Source organism: Variovorax sp. dw_308 (assembly GCF_019207085.1).
GTDB lineage: Bacteria > Pseudomonadota > Gammaproteobacteria > Burkholderiales > Burkholderiaceae_C > Variovorax.
In genome coordinates this window covers 225,393-245,849 of sequence record NZ_JAATOM010000002.1, presented here as the reverse complement: position 1 = coordinate 245,849, position 20,457 = coordinate 225,393, and the positions used below count along the sequence as shown (strand labels likewise).

The following is a 20,457-nucleotide window of genomic DNA, read 5'->3' as shown; positions in this document are numbered from 1 at the left end:
ATCGGCAGCGTGGCCACGCTCGGGCTCGTTCGGCGTTGGCAAGTGTGGAAGGCGCTGGGCCTGGTGGCGCTTTCCATGCTGTCCGCGGCAGCCGCGTGGAGCCAGGAGACACCGTCCGGGGCACCGCCGCAACTGGTGGGCTATACGCACCTGCCCAAGCTTCCGCTCGCGATCGGCGACAGCGGGAGGCAATGGCTCAGGGCGCATCCGACCCTTGTCGTCGGCGTGTTGCCGAACGACCTGGTGCCGTTCGACCTGATCGGCCTGGACAACGACTACAAGGGCATCTCGGCGGACTACCTGGACGCCGTCGCCACGGCGCTGGGCATCGAGGTCCAGGTCAAGACCTTCGGTTCGATCGAGGATGCCACGGCGGCGCTGGCACGGCGCGATGTCGACATACTCCCGACGGTGCCGCGCTTGCGCGCGGACGGCTCCGTTGCGCTGTCCGCGCCCTATTTCCTGAGCCGTCACGTGGAAGTCACCGCGCTGAACGGGGTGATCGACCGCAGCGGCCCGATCAACGTGGGCTACATCCCCGGCCATATGCCGGAGGAGGCGCTCAAGGCAGCGTATCCGGCCGCGAAGCTGGTTCCCTATACGAGCGTCTTCCTCGGGCTGACCGCCGCCGCCGACGACAAGATCGACGTCCTGGTGGAAAACGGCGCCACGGCCGGCTACCTCATCGACCAGTACCAGTTGACCAAGTTGCGGCTGGCCAACTTCGGCGAGGAGCCGGCCTATTCGGTCCACTTCGCGCTGCGTTCCGATGACACCGTGCTGCACCACCTGGTCGACCAGGTGCTGACGGCGCTGCCGCTGCGGGTGCGCAACGACATCAAGGCGCGGTGGTCGCCCACCTTCGAGCCGACCGAGCCTGCGGAGCGCGTCAACCTCTCCGAGGAGGAGCGCAAATGGATCGTCGCGAATCCGGTGATGCGCTATGCGGCGGTGCCCGATCGCATGCCCTTCATGTTCGTCGACCAGTCGGACCGATACGCCGGCCTGACGGTGCAGGTACTGAACAAGATCACCAGCGAGACCGGTTTGAAGTTCGAGCCGGTGCTGACGCGGGCAGGCCGGATCGGCCGGGCCGACCTGCTGCCGGTGATGATCAGCGGCCAGCAATCGGAGACCGACGTGGTGGCCTCCGCGCCGTACTTCCGGGGCTATTGGGTGCTGGTCTCGCGCGTCGACGATCCGGACATCCTTCGCATCGACAAGCTGGCCGGCAAGCGCATCGCGTACCTGCCGCCCAACGGCGTTGCGGAGGGCCTCAAGGAACGCGTGCCAAGCGTCGAACTCGTTCCGGTCGATTCCATCCTCGAGAGCTACGAGCAGGTGGCCAGCGGCAAGGCGGACGTGACGGTGGGCAATGTGAACACCGCGAGCTACCTCATCCGGCAACGCTACGGCAACAAGCTCAAGGTCGCGGGTGCCATCGGCGATGCGCCGGTCGACGTGAGCTTTGGCGTGCGTGCGGACAACCCGATGCTGCTGTCCATCATCGACAAGACCCTGCAGAGCATCTCGCCGGAGGAGATGCGCCGCGTCCGCACCAACTGGACCTTCTCGAGCCATCCCTCCACCGGCTGGAGCCGCTATGCGCGCTGGCTGTACCCGATCGGCGCGGCGCTGGTGTTGTGCCTGGCCCTGTTCGCATTCTGGAACCGGGCTCTGAAGAACCAGGTGCGGAGGCGCCGCGCGGCCGAAGCGGAACTGCGCGACCAGCTCACCTTCCAGCGCGCCATGCTGGAGGGCATACCCCAAGCGATCTGCGTGCGCGACATGCACGCCCGGCTGATCTTCTGCAACACCGCGTTCGAGACATTTTTCAACGTCGATCGGCAGATGGTTCTCGGCAAGACCTTGCCTGAATCCAACGTGACGAAGGCGCCCCTGGAGCAAGTCAGGTCCGTGCATGCGCAGTACATGCAGCTCCTGGCGGAGGGCATCAGCATCAACGAAGACCTCGACGTCGTCCTGCACGGCGACACCAAGCGCATCAACCATTGGGCCGCGCCCATTTCGCTGGTGGATGGAGGGCCGCGCGTGGCCTTCGTGAGTGGTGCGATCGACATGACGGAACGCCACCACATGATGGCGCTGGTCGAAGCGGCGCGGGAGAAAGCCGAGTCCGCGAACCGGGCCAAGTCGAACTTCCTGGCCACCATGAGCCATGAGATCCGCACGCCGATGAACGCGGTCCTCGGCATGCTCGAACTGATGGTGCGCGAGGGCCGCCTTTCCCGCGAAGACCTGGCTTCGGCGGACCTGGCCCGCAAGTCGGCGCAGGGCCTGCTGGGGCTGATCGATGACATCCTCGACATCTCGAAGATCGAGGCGGGCGGCCTGGAAGTGATTCCGCGTCCGGCGCAACTCCGGCCACTGGTCCGCGAGGTGGCGAACGTCTTCGCCAGCATGGCTCGCCAGCGCGGCCTGAACATCACGGTGGAGATCGACGAACGGGTGGCGCAGTGGCATGCGGTGGACGGCGTGCGCTTTCGGCAGATCGTCAACAACCTGGTCAGCAACGCGATCAAGTACACCGATGAAGGCGGGGTCACGGTCCGCTTGCGACATGTGTCCCGGGCCGGGGATATGGAGCACCTTGAACTGGAGGTGCAGGACACCGGCATCGGCATCAGCGCGACCGACCTCAGCAACCTCTTCAAGCCATTCTTCCAGGCCGAGGCTGCGGGCCCGCGCGCCATCGGCGGCACCGGGCTGGGCCTGCCCATCGTGCAGCGCCTGTGCACGAAGATGGGCGCGGAGATCTCCGTGCAGAGCCAGAGCGGCAAGGGCACCAGCGTGCTCGTCGAGTTGAAGCTGCCGGTGCTGGCGCCGCCAGCGGGCTTGCCGGATGAGGAGGAGGCCAGGAGGGCGGCAGAGTTGCCGCCGGCCAGTCTTCACGGCTACAAGGTGCTGGTGGTCGACGATCATCCCGCCAACCGGATGTTGTTGAAGCGGCAATTGGAATTCCTTGGCATGCGATGCGACACCGCGGAGGACGGCGAGATTGCGCTCGACATGTGGCGCCATGAGGCCTTCGACGTGGTCATCACCGACTGTTCGATGCCGGTGATGGACGGGTATGCGCTGACCGAGGCCATCCGCGCCATCGAGCGAGAGAAGGGCATGCCGCGACGACCGGTGCTGGGCTGCACGGCGCATGTGCAGGAGAAGGAGCGCCAGCATGCGCTCGACGTCGGCATGGACGAATGCCTGATGAAGCCACTCAGCGTCGACGCCTTGCGCGACGCCCTGCGCCGGCACCTCCACGGCGGCGCCGCTGCGGCGTTCGCGTCGATGCACGAACCCGCAAAGTCGACGACGCCCGACCTGCCGTTCGATCTTTCGACGCTGAAGGCTTTCTCAGGCGGCGACCCCGCCATCGAGGCCAGCTTCATGGAGGCGCTGTTGCGCTCGAACCTGTCGGACGCGGAGGAGCTTGCGGATTGCATCCAGTCCGGCGACCTGGGCAAGGCGGCCTCGGGCGCGCACAAGATCAAGGGCGCTGCGCGGCTGGTCAAGGCAGAGGCCGTGATGCGGGATTGCGAGGCGCTTGAAGCCGCCGCCAAGGATGGCGATACCGATTCGGCGCGGGAACGGTTCGCGGTGCTCCAGCACAGTCTCGGGGAATTCAACGACGCGCTCACGGCACAGTTGCAGGCGACCGTGCCGCTGGCACACTAGCCCTCAGCTGCACTTTTCACTGAACGCCATGTATTTGCCTCCGCAATTCAACGAGAAGAACCGCGACGTTGCCATCGAATTGATGCGCGCGCATCCCTTCGCCAGCCTCATCGCCACCGACGACGAGGGCTTGCCTGAAGTGACGCATCTGCCATTGGTGGTGGACGTGCGCGACGACACGCAGTTCTCCCTGCTCGGCCACTGCGCCAAGCCCAATCCGCTGTGGCGCCATCTGCGGGCCCGTCCGCGCGCCGTCGTCACGTTCCAGGGGCCGCACGCCTACCTGTCGCCGAGCGTGTATCCCGACCTGGCCCGCGTGCCGACGTGGAACTACCTGGCCGTGCATTGCACCGTCGAAGCCAGCCTCATCGAGTCGCCGCAGGAGAAGGACGCCTTGCTCAAGCGCCTGATCGCCGAACACGAACCTGCCTACGCGGCGCAATGGAACAGCCTCGGCGAGGAATTCCAGCTCAAGATGCTCGCCGGCATCGTCGGGTTCGAATTGAAGGTGGTCGCGTGGCAATGCAAGCTCAAGCTCAACCAGCATCGCCGCGAGGCCCATGCCGCCATGTACGCCACCTACAGCCAGGGCACGCCCGACGAACAGGCATTGGCCGCGTGGATGCAGCGACTCGGCATGACCGAGGGAGTCCAGCATGCGTAGCCTGGGACTGGTGGGCCTTGTGCTGGCGCTGGTGATCGTCGGCCTGTTGGTGAAGAAGCAGATGAACGCGCTGATGCCGGCGGCCGCGCCTCCGGTAGCCGGCGCGCCCGCGCCGAACGTGCGCGAACAAAGCCAGCAGATCCAGCAGCAGGTGCGCCAGCAGGTCGAGGCCGCCATGCAGCAGCCGCGCCCGTTGCCGGATGAGGCGAAATAGAAGCGGATGCCGGATTCGACAGCCGTCCGATGACTGACGACGACTGGATGCAGCGCGCGCTGGACGAGGCGCGCGCTGCCGCCGCGGCCGGCGAAGTGCCGGTGGGCGCCGTGGTGGTGAAGGATGGCGCATTGCTCGCCAGCGGACGCAACACATCCATCGCGCAACACGACCCCAGCGGCCACGCCGAGATCAACGCACTGCGCGCCGCGGCCCAGGCGCTCGGCAACTACCGGCTCGAGGACTGCACCCTCTACGTGACGCTGGAGCCTTGCGCGATGTGCGCGGGCGCCATGCTGCACGCGCGCCTGGCACGGGTGGTGTTTGGCGCACCCGACCCCAAGACCGGTGCCTCGGGCTCGGTGGTCGACCTGTTTGCGCAACCCCTGCTCAATCATCGGACTGTGGTGCAGGGCGGCGTGTGCGCAGACTCATGCGCAGCTGAACTGCAGCAGTTCTTTCGTGCGCGTCGCGTGCTGGCGCGCGAGCAGGCGCAACCCCTGCGCGACGACGCCCTGCGCACGCCCGATGCGCGATTCGCCGACCTGCCGGACTGGCCGTGGGCCGCGCGCTACAGCAGCGACCTGCCGACCCTGGCCGGCTGGCGCCTGCACTACATCGACGAAGGGCCACGCGACGCGCCGCTTGCCGTGGTCGCCCTGCATGGCGCGGGTCAGTGGGCCTACCTCTATCGCCGCCTCGTCGCCCGGCTGGCCGCACTCGCCGGACCCCGCGTGCTGGCGCCCGACCTGATCGGCTTTGGTCGCAGCGACAAGCCCAAGCGCGCGTCGGTGCATGCGCTCGAATGGCATGCGGCAGTGATCCGCGAGTGGATCGAAGGGCTGGACCTGCCGCGCGTGTTGCTGGTCCACGCTGCGGACGATGCGGCGCTGGCCGCGCGGGTCGGCTCATTGCTGCCGGCGGACCGCTTCGCAGGTTTCCTGCCCGTGGAAACGCAACATGACGCGGCCACTGCGGCGGCATGGAGCGCACCCTTCGTGGATGCGGGCTACCAGGCCGGCCTGCGCGCATGGCCGGTCAAGCGCGGCGCGGTGCGCGACCTGGCGCAGGCCGAAGCGGATCGGGCCGCGCAGGCCGCAATGGGATACTTCGCGCCGTGACAAAACACATCTACATCTTTTCGCCTTCCAGCGCGGTGCGCGACAAGGCAGCCTTCAGGCGCGGCGTCGCACGCCTCAAGGCGCTGGGCCACGAGGTCGAGATCGACGAAGCCGCGCTCTCGGTGCACCAGCGCTTCGCCGGCGACGACGCCACCCGCCTTGCGGCCATTGCCCGTGCGGCAGCCAGTGGCGCCGACGTGGCCTTGATCTCGCGCGGCGGCTACGGCCTCACGCGCATCCTCGATGCGCTGCCGTACAAGGCGATCGCCAAGGCCATTTCTCACGGCACCGAGTTCGTCGGCGTCAGCGATTTCACCGCCTTCCAGCATGCGCTGCTGGCGAAGACCGGCGCAGTGACCTGGCAGGGCCCGGCGGTGGGAGAAGACTTCGGCGCGGAAGGCGGCGCCGACGACATCATGGAAGCCTGCTTCGACGACATGCTGTCGGGACAGGGCGAAGGCACCGGCTGGCGCCTGCCGCTGCGCGACGCCGAAGCCGCGAGCGGCATGCGCACGGTCCACGGCGCGCAGCTATGGGGCGGCAACCTCTGCGTGCTCACCAGCCTGCTCGGCACGCCGTATTTCCCGGCCATCGACAAGGGCGTGCTGTTCCTCGAAGACGTGGGCGAGCATCCCTATCGCATCGAACGCATGCTGGACCAGTTGCGTCATGCAGGCGTGCTGGGGCGCCAAAAGGCGATCTTGATGGGCCAGTTCACCGGCTACCGCAAGGTGCCGAACGATCGTGGCTTCAGCCTGCAAACGGTCGTCGAGCGCTTGCGCTCGCAGATCAAGGCGCCCGTGCTGACCGGCCTGCCATTCGGCCATGTGCCGACCAAGGTGCTGTTGCCGGTGGGCGCCAAGGTCGAACTGGCGGCCGATGGACGCGATGTCTTCATGGTCTGGGGGCACCGTCACGCCCATGATCACGATTGACACGACTTCGCGGCGCCGTCGGCGCCCGCGGCTTCACATGTTGAAGCGCTGGTGCCGCCGCGGACCCATCGTCTCCGGCAGCCGGCCCTTGAACATGCTGTTGATGGGGCGAAGCTGGCGGCGTGCCGCGGCCTCGCCGTCGATTTCGCTGATCGCGCACATCATGTCCTGGCGCAAGTACCAGAGCGCTTCGAGGTCGCCCGCGAAGCGCACGCGCTGCGCCACGCGCTGTACACCGTGGCCGCCGTGCACCTGCAGCAATGACAACATCGCATGGCGCACCCGGCTGGTATGGCGGTGCTCCGAATCGCGCAGGCGGAAGCCTGGAAGCGAAAAAAGCCGGAGGAAACTGCTAGGTAATACCATGACGCAAGGGCAATGAGCTGGAGCCGTTGATAGCGGTACCTTACGATCCGCCAAGCCGGCGCACAAGGTGGGGAAACATTAATTAATGTTTAAAAACAACATAGTTCACAAAAATGCTAAGGCGCTTCCTGAGGAAGCAATACCTAAGTTCTACATTTTGTAACCTTCAGCGGCAACGCACGATTTTCCCGTTTCGCAAGTGTTCCAATTCGCGCGCAATTCGCGCTTGATTTGCCGATGTCGCATGCAACACTGCAAAACCAATGGCAGATTCATGGTTTTGCCATAATCGGCGGCATTCGCGCCCCAGAACTCAATCCAATGGCTGCACCACCCACTGTCGTATTTGCGGATCTGACCGGAAGCACACGTGTGTTCGAGGCCATGGGCAACGCGCGGGCGACGGACACGGTGACGCGCCTGGTGCAATGGATCGGCGGCGTGTGCGAATCCCATCATGGCCGCGTCGTGAAGACGCTGGGCGATGGCATCTTCGCAATATTCCCCAACGCGGCCGACGCCGTCGAGGCGGTTCTCGAACTGCAGCGAAATCACCAGAAGCGGCTGATGGCCTGGCCAGCGCCGCTGCGGATGGATTTGCAGATCGGCGTGGCCAGTGGCGAGGTGGTGGAGGTCGACGGCGATTCGTATGGCGACGCCGTCAATCTGGCGTCCAGGCTCAGCGATCTGGCGGGCCCCGGGCAGATTTGGGCCACCGCATCGGTGATTGAGCAAATCCCCGATACGGGCCTGAGGCACCGCAACCTGGGCCCGATCAATATCCGCGGCAAGACGGAAATGCCGATCGTGCACCGCATTGACTGGCAGGAAGAAATCACCGAATTCATGACGGTGCCCGCCCCGCTCGCGCACCAGCTCCGCGCGCCGGATTCCTCGTTTGGCCAGATCGAGCTCTCCTGGCTCGATGTGCGCTCGATGTTCCGCGCATCGGACCTGCCGATTCACCTGGGCCGCGTCGACGAGGCAGAGTTCGTCGTCAACGATCCGCGCGTGTCCCGGCTGCATGCCCGAATCGAGGCGCGGCAGGGCAGTTGCGTGCTGGTCGATGTCAGCACCTACGGCACGTGGGTGCGCTTCCATGGCCGCTCCGGCGCCAGCGGCGAGATCGCCCTGCGCCGCGACGAATGCGTGCTGCATGGCAGCGGCGAGATCGGCCTGGGCGCGCCGCTAAGCGACTTCAGTGCGCCGACGATCGCGTTCAACACCACCGGCGGCAACGTGCTCCTTGCACGCAAGGACGCGCGCTGACAATCAGCGCCAGTGGCCTGTAGCAGTCGTTCGCGAGTGAAGGCTGCGTCGCAGGCGCTTGCGCCTTGGCTGTTGGAGGCGACTAGGTTTTCAGGAACTGCAGTCGCGCCGCCTGCGTGATCGCCACCACGCACGGGTGGGTGATCCGCCGCTCCACCGAGATGGCGAAGAACTCCTCGAGCAGCCCCTGCGCCTGGCCCAGTACCTCGACGCCGTACTGGGCGCAGGTTTCTTCCTCCAGCACGGTGGGTGACATGAAGACGCCGCGTCCTTCGCCGCCAAAGGCCTTCAGCAAGGCGGCGTCATCGAACTCGCCGATCAGCCGGGGCCGCAGGCTGTGCTCCGCGAGCCACAGGTCGAGCCGTTGCCGCACGGCCGACGAGGCGCCCTGGATCAGCATCGGCGCGCCGTCGAGGCAAGCCGGAAACTCGCCGGCGAGGGATCGCTTCAATGCCGGCGCCGCGAAGAAGCTCATGGCCGTGCTGCCCAGCGTGTGGTTGAAGGCCTTGACGCTGGTCTGCTTGCCCATGGGCTCGTCGGCGATCACCAGGTCGAGCCGCTGCACCGACAGTTGGGCGAGCAGGTCGCGGAAGTTGCCTTCGTGGCAGATCAGTCGCACCGTCTCGGCAATGGCCAGCGCGGGTTCCAGCAATCGATAGGCAATGGCCTTGGGCACCGCATCGGCAATACCGACCCGGAAGATCAGCGTCCGCTTGCCTTCGCCGCGGCTGCCCAGCGCCATCTCGAGTTCATCGCCGAGCGCGAATATCTGGTCGGCATAGCTCAGGGCGGTGCGCCCGTCCGGCGTCAGTTCAAGGCCGCGGCCATGCTTCTGGAAGAGATGGCAGCCCAGGCGATCCTCCAGCAGCTTGATCTGCGTGGACAAGGTTTGCGGCGTGATGTGCAGTTGCTCGCCCGCCCGTGCGATGCCTCCGGCCTTGGCCGCGGCCCAGAAGTAGTAGAGGTGCTTGAAGTTCATGGGGCCTTCCCGGGGTTCTCTCAGTTTAAACAGAACAATCGGTGTCGAAAATGCGACTTTTCCAGAATGCTCGCACCGCCTAGATTCGGGAACACGACAAATTCGCATTCCTGCCTTTGTCGAACACGAAAGGAAAGCCATGAACGAAAACCTCCAGACCTTCGGCCGCGCGCCCGCAGCACGGGCCGCCGAGGTAGGCCAACGCAACGCCGTGCTCCGCAACACCTACTGGCTGCTGGCGCTGTCGATGGTGCCCACCGTGCTCGGCGCGTGGATCGGCGTGGCCACGGGCGTTGCCAGCGCGATGTCGCCGGGCATCAGCCTGATCGTGTTCATGGCTGGCGCCTTCGGCTTCATGTTCGCCATCGAGAAGACCAAGGAATCCGCGGCCGGCGTCCCGGTGCTGCTGGCCTTCACCTTCTTCATGGGCCTGATGCTGTCGCGGCTCGTCGGCAACGTGCTCGGCATGGCCAACGGCGCGAGCCTGGTGATGATGGCCTTTGCCGGCACCGGCGCGATCTTCCTGGGCATGGCCACGCTGTCGTCCGTGATCAAGCGCGACCTGTCCTCGATGGGCAAGTGGCTGTTCATCGGCGCAGTGATGCTGCTGGTGGCGGGCATCGCCAACTTCTTCATCCAATCCAGCGCGCTGATGATCACGCTGGCGGTGCTGGCCATCGGCATCTTCTCGGCCTTCATCCTGTACGACCTGAAGCGCGTGCAGGACGGCCATGAGACCAACTACATCACGGCGACGCTCGGCGTCTACCTGAGCATCTACAACGTGTTCCAGTCGTTGCTCGCCCTGCTGGGCCTGGGCGGCGGCCGCGACGAATAAGGAGACGGCGATGCGTTTGACCACCAAGGGCCGTGTGGCCGTCAGCGCGATGGGGGACCTGGCGGCGCGCCGCGGCCGGGGCCCGGTGCCGCTGGCCACGATGAGCGAGCGCCAGAAGGTGTCGGTGTCCTACCTGGAGCACCTTTTCGGCAACCTCCGGCGGCACGGCCTCGTCTCGGCGACGCGCGGGCCGGGCGGCGGCTACATGCTGGGCCGGGATGCGGCGACCATCAGCGTGGCCGACATCGTCCGCGCGGTCGAGTCGATGGACAGCGATGCATCGGCGCGCAGCGCGGCAGCGCGGTCCGGGCAGAGTTGCACCACGCCCGAACTGTGGGCCTCGCTGAACCGGTGCATGCTGGAGTTCCTGGAGAACGTCTCGCTCCTGTCGATCGTGAGTGACGCGGCGCGGGCAGGATGGGACGCGGAAGTGAGGACCCGGGCCGCAGCGCGCCCCAGGTTGGCGCGACGGCCCGGGCGGCCAGACCCTGATCGGCCGATGCCCGTCAATTCAGTGTTCGCGCTGGGCGGGCGGGGCTGATCTCCCGGGGCCGGGGCAAGGGCTCCCCGGCTCAGGACAAGAAACCGGCGCGCGGCGGGGTAATCCCTGCCCGCTGCCTCTGTTGCAATTTGCGTGGACCTCCTGTCGAATGGCGAGCCCTTTTCAAGCCAAATTCCTGGAGATCCATCGATGACCCGTGTCTTCAACTTCAGCGCCGGCCCTGCGACGCTGCCCGAACCCGTGCTGCGCCAGGCCGCCGACGAGATGCTCGATTGGCGCGGCAGCGGCATGTCGGTGATGGAGATGAGTCATCGCGGCAAGGAATTCATCTCGATCCATGCGGAAGCAGAGAGCCTGCTGCGTGAACTGATGGGCGTCCCGGGCAGCTACAAGGTGCTGTTCCTGCAGGGCGGGGCGATCGGCGAGAACGCCATCGTTCCCATGAACATGCTGCGCGGACGCAGCGGCGCCGATTACATCGACACCGGCGAATGGTCGAAGAAGTCGATCAAGGAAGCGAAGAAGTACTGCAAGGTCAACGTGGCCGCCAGCTCGGAGGAGGGCGGCTATACCCGCGTTCCGAAGCAGGACACGTGGAAGCTCGACAAGGACGCTGCCTACGTCCACATCTGCTCCAACGAAACGATCGGCGGCGTCGAATACCACTGGACGCCAGATACGGGCGACGTGCCGCTGGTGGCCGACATGTCGAGCAACTTCATTTCCCGCCCGATCGACGTGAGCCGCTACGGGCTGATCTATGCGGGAACGCAGAAGAACGTCGGCCCGGCCGGCGTGACCATCGTGATCGTGCGCGATGACCTGATCGGCCAGGCGCTGCCGATCACACCCTCGGCCTTCGACTACAAGATCCAGGCCGACAACGACTCGATGTTCAACACGCCGCCGACCTACACCATCTACATGGCCGGCCTGGTGTTCAACTGGATCAAGGCGCAGGGCGGGCTGACGGCGATCGAGGCCAGCAACCGCAGGAAGGCGGCCGTGCTGTACGACCACCTCGAAACCACCTCCTTCTTCTACAACCCGGTGGCGCGCGACGACCGGTCGCTGATGAACGTGCCTTTCAAGCTGCGCGACGAGTCGCTCGACGATGCCTTCCTCAAGGGCGCGCAGGCCCGCGGCATGGTGCAGCTCAAGGGGCACCGCTCGGTCGGCGGCATGCGTGCGTCGATCTACAACGCGATGCCGATCGAAGGCGTGCTCGCGCTGGTCGACTACATGAAGGAGTTCGAGGCCAGCCATGGCTGAGCGCCTCCAGGTCCTGGTGCTGAACGAGATCTCGGAAAACGGACTCCGGCGCCTGCCCGCTGACCGCTATGCGACCGGCAAGGACATCGCCGCACCGGATGCAGTGCTGGTTCGCTCCGCCGACATGCACAAGATGGACGTTCCGGCCAGCGTGCGCGCCATCGGGCGTGCCGGCGCCGGCACCAACAACATCCCGGTGGCCGCGATGAGCGCGCGCGGCGTGCCGGTGTTCAACGCGCCGGGCGCCAATGCCAATGCGGTGAAGGAACTGGTGCTGGCCGGCATGCTGATGGCGGCGCGCAATCTCTCCGGCGCCCTCCATTTCGTCGGCGGCCTGGCGCCGGAGCGCCCGGATCTGGAGAAGACGGTGGAGGGCGGCAAGAGCAGCTTTGCCGGCTACGAACTCGCGGGGCGCACGCTGGGCATCGTGGGCCTGGGCAAGATCGGCTGCCTGGTGGCGGACGCGGCCATCAAGCTCGGCATGAACGTGCTCGGCTACGACCCGGACATCACCGTCGACGCGGCCTGGAGCCTGCCCTCGCAAGTGCGCAAGGCCGGCAGCGTGAGCGAGGTCTTGCGCGTGGCGCAGTTCGTGACCCTGCATGTGCCACTGGTCGATGCCACGCGCCACATGGTGAGCGAACAGAACATCCGCCTCATGCAGCCCGGCGCGGTGCTGCTGAATTTCTCGCGCGAGGGCGTGGTCAGCGACGAGGCGGTGCTGGCTTCGCTGGCGGCCGGCCACCTGGGGCGCTACGTGTGCGACTTTCCGAGCGCTGCGCTGCTGCGCAACGACCGCATCGTTTGCCTGCCCCACCTGGGTGCCAGCACGCGCGAGGCGGAAGAGAACTGCGCCGTGATGGTGGCGGACCAGCTGCGCGACTACCTCGAGAACGGCAATATCGCCAACGCCGTGAACTTTCCGGGCGTGAGCATGGTGCGCGAGTCGGCCTTTCGCGTGGCGATCGCGAATGCCAACGTGCCCAACATGCTCGGCCAGATCTCGACCGCGATGGCGCGCGCCGGGCTCAACATCCACAACATGGTCAACAAGTCGCGCGGTGACATGGCCTACACGCTGGTCGACGTCGACAGCGCCGTGAGCGACGCGGTGCTTGCGGACATCGGGGCAATCGAGGGCGTGCTGTCGGCGCGGTACCTGCCGAACTTGCCGCACCTGCCAGGCTGAGGGAGCGCGCAACCGGCGCGCCTTGCCATGGCTGCGCGGCTCGCGAGGGACTATGCTCTGCGGCCCCGGCGCGGCGTATGCGCGTGCATGTGATTGGAGTTGCCATGGCCTCTCAAACCGACAGCGCAGGCGCCTTCCAGGCGCCACCCGAAGTCGCCCGCCATCCGACCTGGTTGCGGCTGGAAGACCAGCTCCGCTACTACAGCCGAAACTGCGGCAACTATCGCAGGCGCTACCAGTGCGCGAAGGTGCTGCAGATCCTGTTGGGCGCGGCCATTCCCGTGCTTGCCCTTGCGGGATGGCCGGATCCGGACTTCCGGCGCCTGAGTGCGCTGTTCGGCGCGTCCATCGCGGCCCTGGAGGCGCTGATCCAGCTGTTCCAGTGGCATGCGCTGTGGCTGCAATACCGAGAGACGTCCGAGCGTCTCAAGCGGGAAAAATGGCTGATGCTGGCGGGCGCCGAACCCTACGCGGGCGGCCCCTCGGGCGCGACGCTGACCTTGCTCGCGGAACGCATCGAAACGTTGATGGCGTCGGAGCATGACGCGTGGGTGGGGACGGTGAAACAGGCCGCGCCGCGGAACCCGGTTCCCGCGCCGGTGGTGACCGCACCAGCGCCAATGCCAACTCCAGGGTCCGGCCCCACGTTGACTTTGGCGCCGACACCCGCGCCGACGCCGCCAGCCGCACAGACAACGACTCCGGCACCAGCCACCCGATAGAGGCCGAGGCGTCTTGCCGGGCGCGGAGCCGCTTGCCTCCGATGACGGAGCGTGGCAAAGCGGTCGACTCCCCAAACAGGGGTGCGCGTCCTACACTGGCTTTTCCGCGAAGTGATGCTTGATCTGGAGGGAACGTGTCACCGGAATTGGCCGCTATGGATGGGGCGGCAATTGATCGCCGACGAGCGGCGCCAGTTCGGCCTGCCGCAGTTACTACCCATCAAGAACTGACCCCATGAACGCCCCTGTCATCCCCAACCAAGTCCTGCTCTTCAGCGGCCACATGATCGACGCGCCCGATCGCAAGACGCCGCGCTTCCCCGCCGACAAGGAACCCATCGCCCGCGAAGCCATCGAGGCCCTGTTCGACCAACTGGCCGCAGGCCCGCAAGGCCTGGCCATCTGCGGCGGCGCCTGCGGCGGCGACCTCCTGTTCGCCGAGGCGGCACTCGCGCGCGGCGTGGCGCTGGAGATGTACCTGCCATTCGACGTATCGACCTTCCTCCCCAAGTCGGTCACATTCGCAGGCGGCGACTGGCTTTCGCGCTTCAAGGCGGCCAAGGCGGCCTGCGAGCTTCACATCCTGCCGGCGGAGCGCGGCGCGCTGAAGGATGGCGAGGATCCGTACGAGCAGAACAACCTGTGGATGCTCGAGGCCGCAAGCCGCTTCGGCACCGAGAAGGTCCAGTTCATCTGTCTGTGGGACGGGAAGGGCGGGGATGGCCCCGGCGGTACGCAGCACCTCATGGAGGAGGTCCGCAACCGGCATGGCCACACGCACCGGCTCGACACCACGCAACTGTGGAGCTGAAACATGAGCAGCGTGATCGTCAAGCCCTTGTGCTTCATGGTGATGCCCTACGGCGTCAAGGCGACGCAGGCAGAACCGGGCAAGGGGCCGGTGGAGATCGACTTCAATGCGCTGTGGGACAAGGCCTATGTGCCGGTCATCGAGGCCCTGGGCTACCAGCCGGTCCGGGCCGACCAGGACACGGGCGCGCTGATCATCACGCAGATGCTGGAGCGTCTCTACTTCGCGGACCTGGTGCTCGCGGACATGACGATCCCCAATGGCAACGTCTACTACGAGATCGGCATTCGCCACGCCGCGCGACGCAGGGGCTGCGTGCTGCTGGCCGCGGACTGGTCGAGCCAGTTGTTCGACGTGGCCCAGATGCGCACGATTCGCTACCCGCTGCCGGAAGGAGCGATCCTTCCTGAAACAGCCGCGGCGATCCAGGCCAGGATCAAGGATGCGATCGAGGGTCTCGCTGCGGGCGAGTCCCCCATGCATGTCTCGATTCCGGGTTACCCGACCCAAGTCGACGAAGCGACTGCCGCGGGCATGAAGGACCAGATGGCACTGCTGTCGGCCTTCCAGGCCGAAGTGCGTGCGGTGCGGGCATACCCGAAGAAGGACCGCATGATGCGGGCGCAAGCGCTGGCGGATACCTATGCGGCCGGGCCGATGATTGGCGCCGTGGCCATCGCCCTGATGCTGATGCTGCGCGACTGCGCCAACACGACCGCAGACTGGAACCTGGTGGTGAAGTTCATCGATGGCCTGAGTGCTCCCCTGCGGGCGATCCCCGAAGTCACCGAGCAGCGCGCGCTGGCCCTGTCCTACGCCGGGCAGCATGTCGACGCCATCGCTGCGGTCGAGGCAATGGACGTCACTTCCAAGCCGACGCCCGAGCTGTTGGGTCTGCTGGGCGGGCGCTACAAGCGATTGTTCAAGGAGGCGACGACGCCGGAGGACGCGAAGAAGTACCTGAATCGGTCCATCGACTACTACGAGAAGGGAATGCAGCTGGACCTGAACGAGTACTACTGCTCCAGCAATCTGCCGCGCCTGTACCGCGTCCGCCAACGCCCGGCCGATGAGAAGCTGGCGCTGTCCGTCGTACAGCTCACCATCGCGGCCTGCGAGCGGGCTCGAAAGCGCGGCTCGACGGACATCTGGTTGCCCGCCACCCTGCTCGGTGCGGCATTCGATTCGGGCGACCCGGACAAGGCCGAGGCGTTGGCCGATGAAGTCGAGAGCGGCGACCCGGCCGAGTGGCAGCTCGACACCACCATCGACTCGTTGAGGCTCAGCCTGACGCACGTGACGGATGACTCGGCCAAGGCGCGGTTGTCGGACGTGATCGACAGGCTCGACGCGCTTTGACGACCGGCGCCGGTTTTCAGTGGAAGCCGCCGAAATGGCCGGCGGAAACGCTCGCCTTCGCGTAGACGCGTCCGACCTCCTGGAGCTCGTCCATGTGATCGACCGAATCGAGCCGCTGCACGTTCGTGGGCTCGATCTGCGGCAGGCCCAGGCTGGCCAACCCTTGCGTCGAAAGCTCCGGGTTGTAGCGCATGTAGCGGAACAGCTTCGGTACGGTCGAGTTGGACTGGCCATTGTCGGCAGCGCCGACCATCGGCCCGAACTCCCGATCGATCGGCGCGCCGAAGACGCACTCGCCGAGGTTGCGGCAGGCCATGTCCCATCCGGCCGATGCGGCGTTCATCAATGCATCAGGCCGCCGCGCGCAGCGATGCGCTATGTCCCCGGAAGCCCGGACGGTTGCAATCGCAGCGGTGAGGGTGGATATTCGACCGCATGTCCGTCCTACGCCTGGTTGCCTGCTGGCTCCTGCTCGCGCTGCAGATCGTCCCCGCGCTGGCGCAAGACCGGCCGGCCGACAGGCGCATCGCCCTGGTGATCGGCAATTCCGAATATTCGAGGGCCCGGCTCGGCAACCCCGAGAACGACGCCCGGCTCATCGCCGGCAATCTGCGCAAGCTGGGCTTCGAGGTCAACGAGCAGCTCAACATCGGGGTGCTGCAGTTCAGGCGGGTGCTGCGCGAGTTTGCACGCCAGGTGCAGAAGGACGATGCCACCGCGGTGCTGTACTACGCCGGTCACGGCATGCAGATCGACGGCCGCAACTACCTGCTGCCTGTGGACATCAACCTGCGCGACCAGGAGGAGGTGAAGGACGAGTCGGTCGATATCGACGAACTGTTCCTGAGCCGCATCGACAAGGTCGGCTCGCATCCGCGCATCGTGATCCTGGACGCCTGCCGGGACAACCCGTTCCCGAAGAAGACGCGCAACATCTCATCGGCCGGCGGGCTCGCGGAAATGGGCGCGCGCGGAACGCTGATCGCGTTCGCGTCCGCACCCGGCGCACCGGCGGAGGACGGCCCGGACGGCAGCAACAGCATCTACACCCGCAGCCTGGCGCAGGAGATCATGGTGCCGGGCATCGAGGTCGAGCAGATGTTCAAGAACGTGCGGGTGAAGGTGCTGCGCGACACCGCGGGGCGGCAATTGCCGTGGGTCAACACCTCGCTGACATCGGACTTCAGCTTCAATCCTTCGACGGGTCGGGCGGCGGCTGCGCAGGGGACGGCGCGGCCGGCTGGCGGCCAGCGGCAGGAAGCGTCGCCTGCGCCGGTTGCGGCGCCGGCGGCTGCGCCCCGGGAGGGGGCGCCGAAAGACAAGGACATCGACAGCTTCCTGGCGCGTGCGCAGCGCGAAGCGGCCCCTGCGTCGCCAAGTCAAGCCGCATCGCAAGGCGCATCGCCAACTGCATTGCAAGCCCCATCGACAGGCGCGCCGCCGCCGGCGCCGACCGAAGCAGCAGCACCTGCCGCGCCGCCGCCGGCCGTGCGCCCGGCAGCGCCTCCTGGAGCGGCCGCACCCCCGGCAGCGCTTCCCGCGACAGCGCCGCTGCCACCAGCGACCACCGTGGCTGCCGCCCAGCCCAGCGCGCAGCCTGCCCGGGCCAGTGCCCCAGCGCCGCTCGCGCAAGCACGCAAGTTCCTCGATCAGGACGAGGTTCAGAAGTTGCTCGCCGACAGGAAGCTCACGCTGCAGGAGACCGGCGCAAGGACCTTCTTCAACCTGGATCTGCGCAGCGGGGGCCGCGTGTACTTCTACAGCATGGGTACGAACCAGAGCAGCATCAGCGTCGTGGGCCGTTGGGAACTCAAGGGCGACGGCAGTCTGTGCGCAAAGTTCAATGCGACGCTGACAGGCGCGCCCACCGATGCCACGAAAGCGGAAGACGGATGCTGGCTGTTCTTTCGCGAAGGCGAGAAGCTCATGCGGGTCAGTACCGCCTCGCCGGACGCACGAGCCCAGGCTGAGGTCGTCGGCATCAAGTAGCCGGTCGACGAGGGGGCCGCGGCCACACGGCACGATGTGGCTCTCTGTGCGTCGTGGGGAAGGCTCGGCGCCTCGGCGGTTCAGTAAGGTGGCGCCTTTCGCTCGCGTTGCGCCCGCGCCGCTTCGGTCCACCATGCCAGGTCGTCGGCGAAGCGGCCGAAGGATCGCTCCAGCGCCTCTCCACCGCTGCCGACAGGATTGCCGCCCGCATCCAGGGTCTGGGAGATCGGGCCGACCGCGAGGGTGCTCGAGATGACCACCATGCCCATCTCGGAGAGGATCGAATGCCAGATCGTGCCCGAGCGCACCCCGGAGAATCGGCCGGCGGAATAGCTCGCGACGGCGGCCGGGCGCCAGAACCATTCCTCAAGGAAATGATCCGTCAGGTTCTTCAGGCCGGGTTGGGGTCCCCAGTTGTATTCGCCGGTCACGAACACGAAGGCATCGGCGCCGCGGATGCGCTCGGCCAGCGTCTCCATCCTGGCCGGCGCGGTGCCCTTGGGATACTCCTTGTACATGCGGTCGAGCATGGGCAGGTCGATGGCCTTGGCGTCCATGAGCGCCGCATCGGTACCGCGCGCCCGCAGCTTCGCGACGAGGTAATCCGCCAGGCGCACACCCATCCGGTCGGACCGGTACGAGCCGTAGAACACCAGAACCTTGTCAGTCATGTCCGTACCTTGCCTTTCAAGTCAGGAAAGATGGCAATGCGGCCGAGGCTACAGTAACGCCGTCCATTCCACCAACGAAAGCATCGACCGACATGGCTGCCGAACTTGCCGCCGCGTGGCTCGCCTTCAGTGCACCCGTGGCTGCCGCCAGGGCCGCGCGCCGCCCGATGGTGGCGCTGGAGTCCACCATCATTGCGCACGGCATGCCTTACCCGGAGAACGTCCGCACGGCGCGCGAAGTCGAGGCGGTGATCCGCGAACTCGGCGCGGAGCCCGCGACCATCGCGGCGATCGGCAGCAGGATTCGCATTGGCCTTTCGGACGACGAGCTGGAACTGCTCGGCCGTTCCGGCAAGGCCGCCAAGGTGAGTCGACGCGACCTGCCCGCGGTGCTCTCCAGCGGCGGCCTGGGCGCCACCACCGTGGCCGGCACGATGATCTGCGCGGCGCTGGCCGGCATCGAGGTCTTCGTCACTGGCGGCCTGGGCGGCGTGCATCGCGGCGCGCCGGAGAGCTTCGACATCTCGGCTGACCTGCAGGAACTCGCGCGCACCTCGGTGGCCGTGGTGTGCGCGGGCGCCAAGTCCATCCTCGACATCGGGCTCACGCTCGAATACCTGGAAACGCACGGCGTGCCGGTGCTCAGTTGCGAGCAGGACAACTTTGCCGCGTTCTACACGCGCGACAGCGGCTTTCGTGCGGACTACCGGTTGGACGATGCGGCGGCGCAGGCGCGCTTCATCCGCACCAAGTGGGACCTGGGCCTGGCGGGTGGCGTGGTGCTGAGCACACCGGTGCCGGAAGTGGCGGCCATGCCGCGCGAGGAGATCGATGCCATGACCGCGCAGGCGCTCGCCGAGTGCCAGGCGCAGGGCATCACAGGTAAGGCGGTCACGCCGTTTCTGCTTGCGCGCATCAAGGCGCTGACTGGCGGCCGCAGCCTGGCCACCAACATTGCACTGGTGAAGCACAACGCCGAAGTCGGCGCGCGGCTGGCAGTGGCGCTCGGCGGCGATTGCGGCGCGAGTTAGCGCTGCGCCCTTGCTTCAGAAGCCGTACAACTGCGCCGGGTTGTCGACGAGGATCCTGCGGCGCGTCGCCTCGCTGCCAGCCCAAGCGGCCAGCAGGTCGTACAGCGGTACGACCGGCGGCACGGGGTCGCGGCCCGGATGCGGCCAGTTGCTGGCCCAGAGGCAACGCTCCGGGAATTGCACGGCGAGGCTGCGCGCGAGCAGGCTGACATCGTCATAGCCCGGCGCGCCAGTCTTCGAGGTCTCGTAAGGCGCCGAGAGCTTGATCCAGGCGTTGCCGGTGTCGAGCACGCGCAGCAGCGACTGGAACGCAGGATGCTCCGGCGCGACCGGTTCGAGGAACTTGCCGATATGGTCGATCACCAGCTTGCAGGGAAGGCGTTTCAACGCTGCCTCGTGGCCGGGCATCGTGCGGCCGTCGAGTTGAAGGTTGACCATCCAGCCGACATCCTTCAGGCGTGCCGCCATCGGCTCCAGCGAGTCCCAGGCCATCACTGACGGAGGAAGCATCATGAAGCGGACGCCGCGCACACCGGCCGCGTGCAGTCGCGCAATCTCGGCATCGGGGGCGTCCGGCGCGACAACGGCGATGCCGCGCGCCGAATCGCCCAGTTGCGCCAGCGCCGCGAGGGTACAGCGGTTGTCGAAGCCATAGCCGGTCGGCTGCACGACGATGGCGCGTTGCAGCCCGACTTGCGCCTGCACCTCGCTGCGGTAGGCCGACACCGGCGAGTGCCGCGGCAGCCAGGCCGCGTTGGGCACGACCGGATAGCCATCCTCGTAGATGTGGACGTGGCAGTCGCAGGCGCCGGGAAAAGTGGTGTACATG

The 20,457-nt window shown here is 66.6% G+C and carries 20 protein-coding genes; 15 read left to right on the top strand and 5 right to left on the bottom strand.

What is annotated here, in order from left to right; translation table 11 throughout:
• The first annotated feature begins 9 nt into the window (after positions 1–9).
• From HCU76_RS04400 to HCU76_RS04380, 5 genes are read left to right on the top strand one after another with little or no spacing between them, the layout of a single operon-like run.
• Positions 10–3,696: an ATP-binding protein gene (locus tag HCU76_RS04400; RefSeq protein WP_213954921.1), complete on the top strand. Its 3,687-nt coding sequence runs from the start codon at positions 10–12 to the stop codon at positions 3,694–3,696.
• Positions 3,697–3,724: 28 nt separating this feature from the next.
• Positions 3,725–4,360, top strand: a complete 636-nt coding sequence (locus HCU76_RS04395; protein ID WP_213954922.1) for an FMN-binding negative transcriptional regulator — start codon at positions 3,725–3,727, stop codon at positions 4,358–4,360.
• Positions 4,353–4,574 (top strand): hypothetical protein, encoded by a 222-nt coding sequence (locus HCU76_RS04390; protein ID WP_213954923.1) that lies wholly within the window; start codon positions 4,353–4,355, stop codon positions 4,572–4,574. The genes HCU76_RS04395 and HCU76_RS04390 overlap by 8 nt, the downstream gene beginning before the upstream one ends.
• A gap of 29 nt (positions 4,575–4,603) precedes the next feature.
• Entirely contained in the window at positions 4,604–5,695 is a 1,092-nt protein-coding gene (gene tadA, locus HCU76_RS04385) for a tRNA adenosine(34) deaminase TadA (protein ID WP_213954924.1), read from the top strand.
• Positions 5,692–6,630, top strand: a complete 939-nt coding sequence (locus HCU76_RS04380) for an LD-carboxypeptidase (protein WP_213954925.1) — start codon at positions 5,692–5,694, stop codon at positions 6,628–6,630. Before tadA ends, HCU76_RS04380 begins: the two co-directional genes overlap by 4 nt.
• Positions 6,631–6,663: 33 nt before the next feature.
• Here HCU76_RS04380 and HCU76_RS04375 read toward each other — a convergent pair whose 3' ends face one another.
• Entirely contained in the window at positions 6,664–6,900 is a 237-nt protein-coding gene (locus HCU76_RS04375) for a hypothetical protein (protein WP_256353989.1), read from the bottom strand.
• Between the two features lie 417 nt (positions 6,901–7,317).
• Between HCU76_RS04375 and HCU76_RS04370 the strand changes: the two genes are divergently transcribed.
• Entirely contained in the window at positions 7,318–8,265 is a 948-nt protein-coding gene (locus HCU76_RS04370) for an adenylate/guanylate cyclase domain-containing protein (RefSeq protein WP_213954964.1), read from the top strand.
• A gap of 82 nt (positions 8,266–8,347) precedes the next feature.
• Here the strand turns inward: HCU76_RS04370 and nhaR are convergent, their stop codons facing one another.
• On the bottom strand, positions 8,348–9,244 hold the full coding sequence (nhaR, locus tag HCU76_RS04365) for a transcriptional activator NhaR (protein ID WP_213954927.1): 897 nt from the start codon (positions 9,242–9,244) through the stop codon (positions 8,348–8,350).
• 139 nt (positions 9,245–9,383) lie between these two features.
• Here nhaR and HCU76_RS04360 point away from each other — a divergent pair, with 139 nt between their 5' ends.
• The 7 genes from HCU76_RS04360 to HCU76_RS04330 all read left to right on the top strand — a co-directional run bounded on the left by HCU76_RS04360 (position 9,384) and on the right by HCU76_RS04330 (position 15,937).
• A complete protein-coding gene (locus HCU76_RS04360) occupies positions 9,384–10,082 on the top strand; it encodes a Bax inhibitor-1 family protein (protein ID WP_213954928.1) in 699 nt (232 codons plus the stop codon).
• A gap of 10 nt (positions 10,083–10,092) precedes the next feature.
• Positions 10,093–10,623, top strand: coding sequence for an Rrf2 family transcriptional regulator (locus HCU76_RS04355; RefSeq protein ID WP_213954929.1), 531 nt, complete (start codon positions 10,093–10,095; stop codon positions 10,621–10,623).
• A gap of 150 nt (positions 10,624–10,773) precedes the next feature.
• Positions 10,774–11,856, top strand: a complete 1,083-nt coding sequence (gene serC / locus HCU76_RS04350) for a 3-phosphoserine/phosphohydroxythreonine transaminase (protein WP_213954930.1) — start codon at positions 10,774–10,776, stop codon at positions 11,854–11,856.
• Entirely contained in the window at positions 11,849–13,045 is a 1,197-nt protein-coding gene (locus HCU76_RS04345; RefSeq protein ID WP_213954931.1) for a phosphoglycerate dehydrogenase, read from the top strand. Before serC ends, HCU76_RS04345 begins: the two co-directional genes overlap by 8 nt.
• A 104-nt stretch (positions 13,046–13,149) precedes the next feature.
• On the top strand, positions 13,150–13,767 hold the full coding sequence (locus HCU76_RS04340) for a DUF4231 domain-containing protein (protein WP_213954932.1): 618 nt from the start codon (positions 13,150–13,152) through the stop codon (positions 13,765–13,767).
• A gap of 235 nt (positions 13,768–14,002) precedes the next feature.
• Positions 14,003–14,578 carry a hypothetical protein gene (locus HCU76_RS04335; RefSeq protein ID WP_213954933.1) on the top strand — a complete coding sequence of 192 codons (576 nt, stop codon included), beginning with the start codon at positions 14,003–14,005 and terminating at the stop codon, positions 14,576–14,578.
• 3 nt (positions 14,579–14,581) lie between these two features.
• A complete protein-coding gene (locus HCU76_RS04330; protein WP_213954934.1) occupies positions 14,582–15,937 on the top strand; it encodes a TRAFs-binding domain-containing protein in 1,356 nt (451 codons plus the stop codon).
• 16 nt (positions 15,938–15,953) lie between these two features.
• Here HCU76_RS04330 and HCU76_RS04325 read toward each other — a convergent pair whose 3' ends face one another.
• On the bottom strand, positions 15,954–16,280 hold the full coding sequence (locus HCU76_RS04325; protein WP_213954935.1) for a hypothetical protein: 327 nt from the start codon (positions 16,278–16,280) through the stop codon (positions 15,954–15,956).
• Between the two features lie 92 nt (positions 16,281–16,372).
• On the opposite strand from HCU76_RS04325, the gene HCU76_RS04320 reads away from it, so the two are divergent.
• Positions 16,373–17,926 carry a caspase family protein gene (locus HCU76_RS04320; protein WP_218508584.1) on the top strand — a complete coding sequence of 518 codons (1,554 nt, stop codon included), beginning with the start codon at positions 16,373–16,375 and terminating at the stop codon, positions 17,924–17,926.
• An 80-nt stretch (positions 17,927–18,006) separates the two neighbouring features.
• Here the strand turns inward: HCU76_RS04320 and HCU76_RS04315 are convergent, their stop codons facing one another.
• Positions 18,007–18,597 carry an NADPH-dependent FMN reductase gene (locus HCU76_RS04315; protein ID WP_213956441.1) on the bottom strand — a complete coding sequence of 197 codons (591 nt, stop codon included), beginning with the start codon at positions 18,595–18,597 and terminating at the stop codon, positions 18,007–18,009.
• Positions 18,598–18,689: 92 nt separating this feature from the next.
• Here HCU76_RS04315 and HCU76_RS04310 point away from each other — a divergent pair, with 92 nt between their 5' ends.
• A complete protein-coding gene (locus HCU76_RS04310; protein WP_213956442.1) occupies positions 18,690–19,628 on the top strand; it encodes a pseudouridine-5'-phosphate glycosidase in 939 nt (312 codons plus the stop codon).
• Between the two features lie 15 nt (positions 19,629–19,643).
• On the opposite strand, the gene HCU76_RS04305 is transcribed toward HCU76_RS04310, so the two are convergent.
• Positions 19,644–20,456 carry an amidohydrolase gene (locus HCU76_RS04305; protein WP_218508583.1) on the bottom strand — a complete coding sequence of 271 codons (813 nt, stop codon included), beginning with the start codon at positions 20,454–20,456 and terminating at the stop codon, positions 19,644–19,646.
• Position 20,457 lies beyond the last annotated feature (1 nt).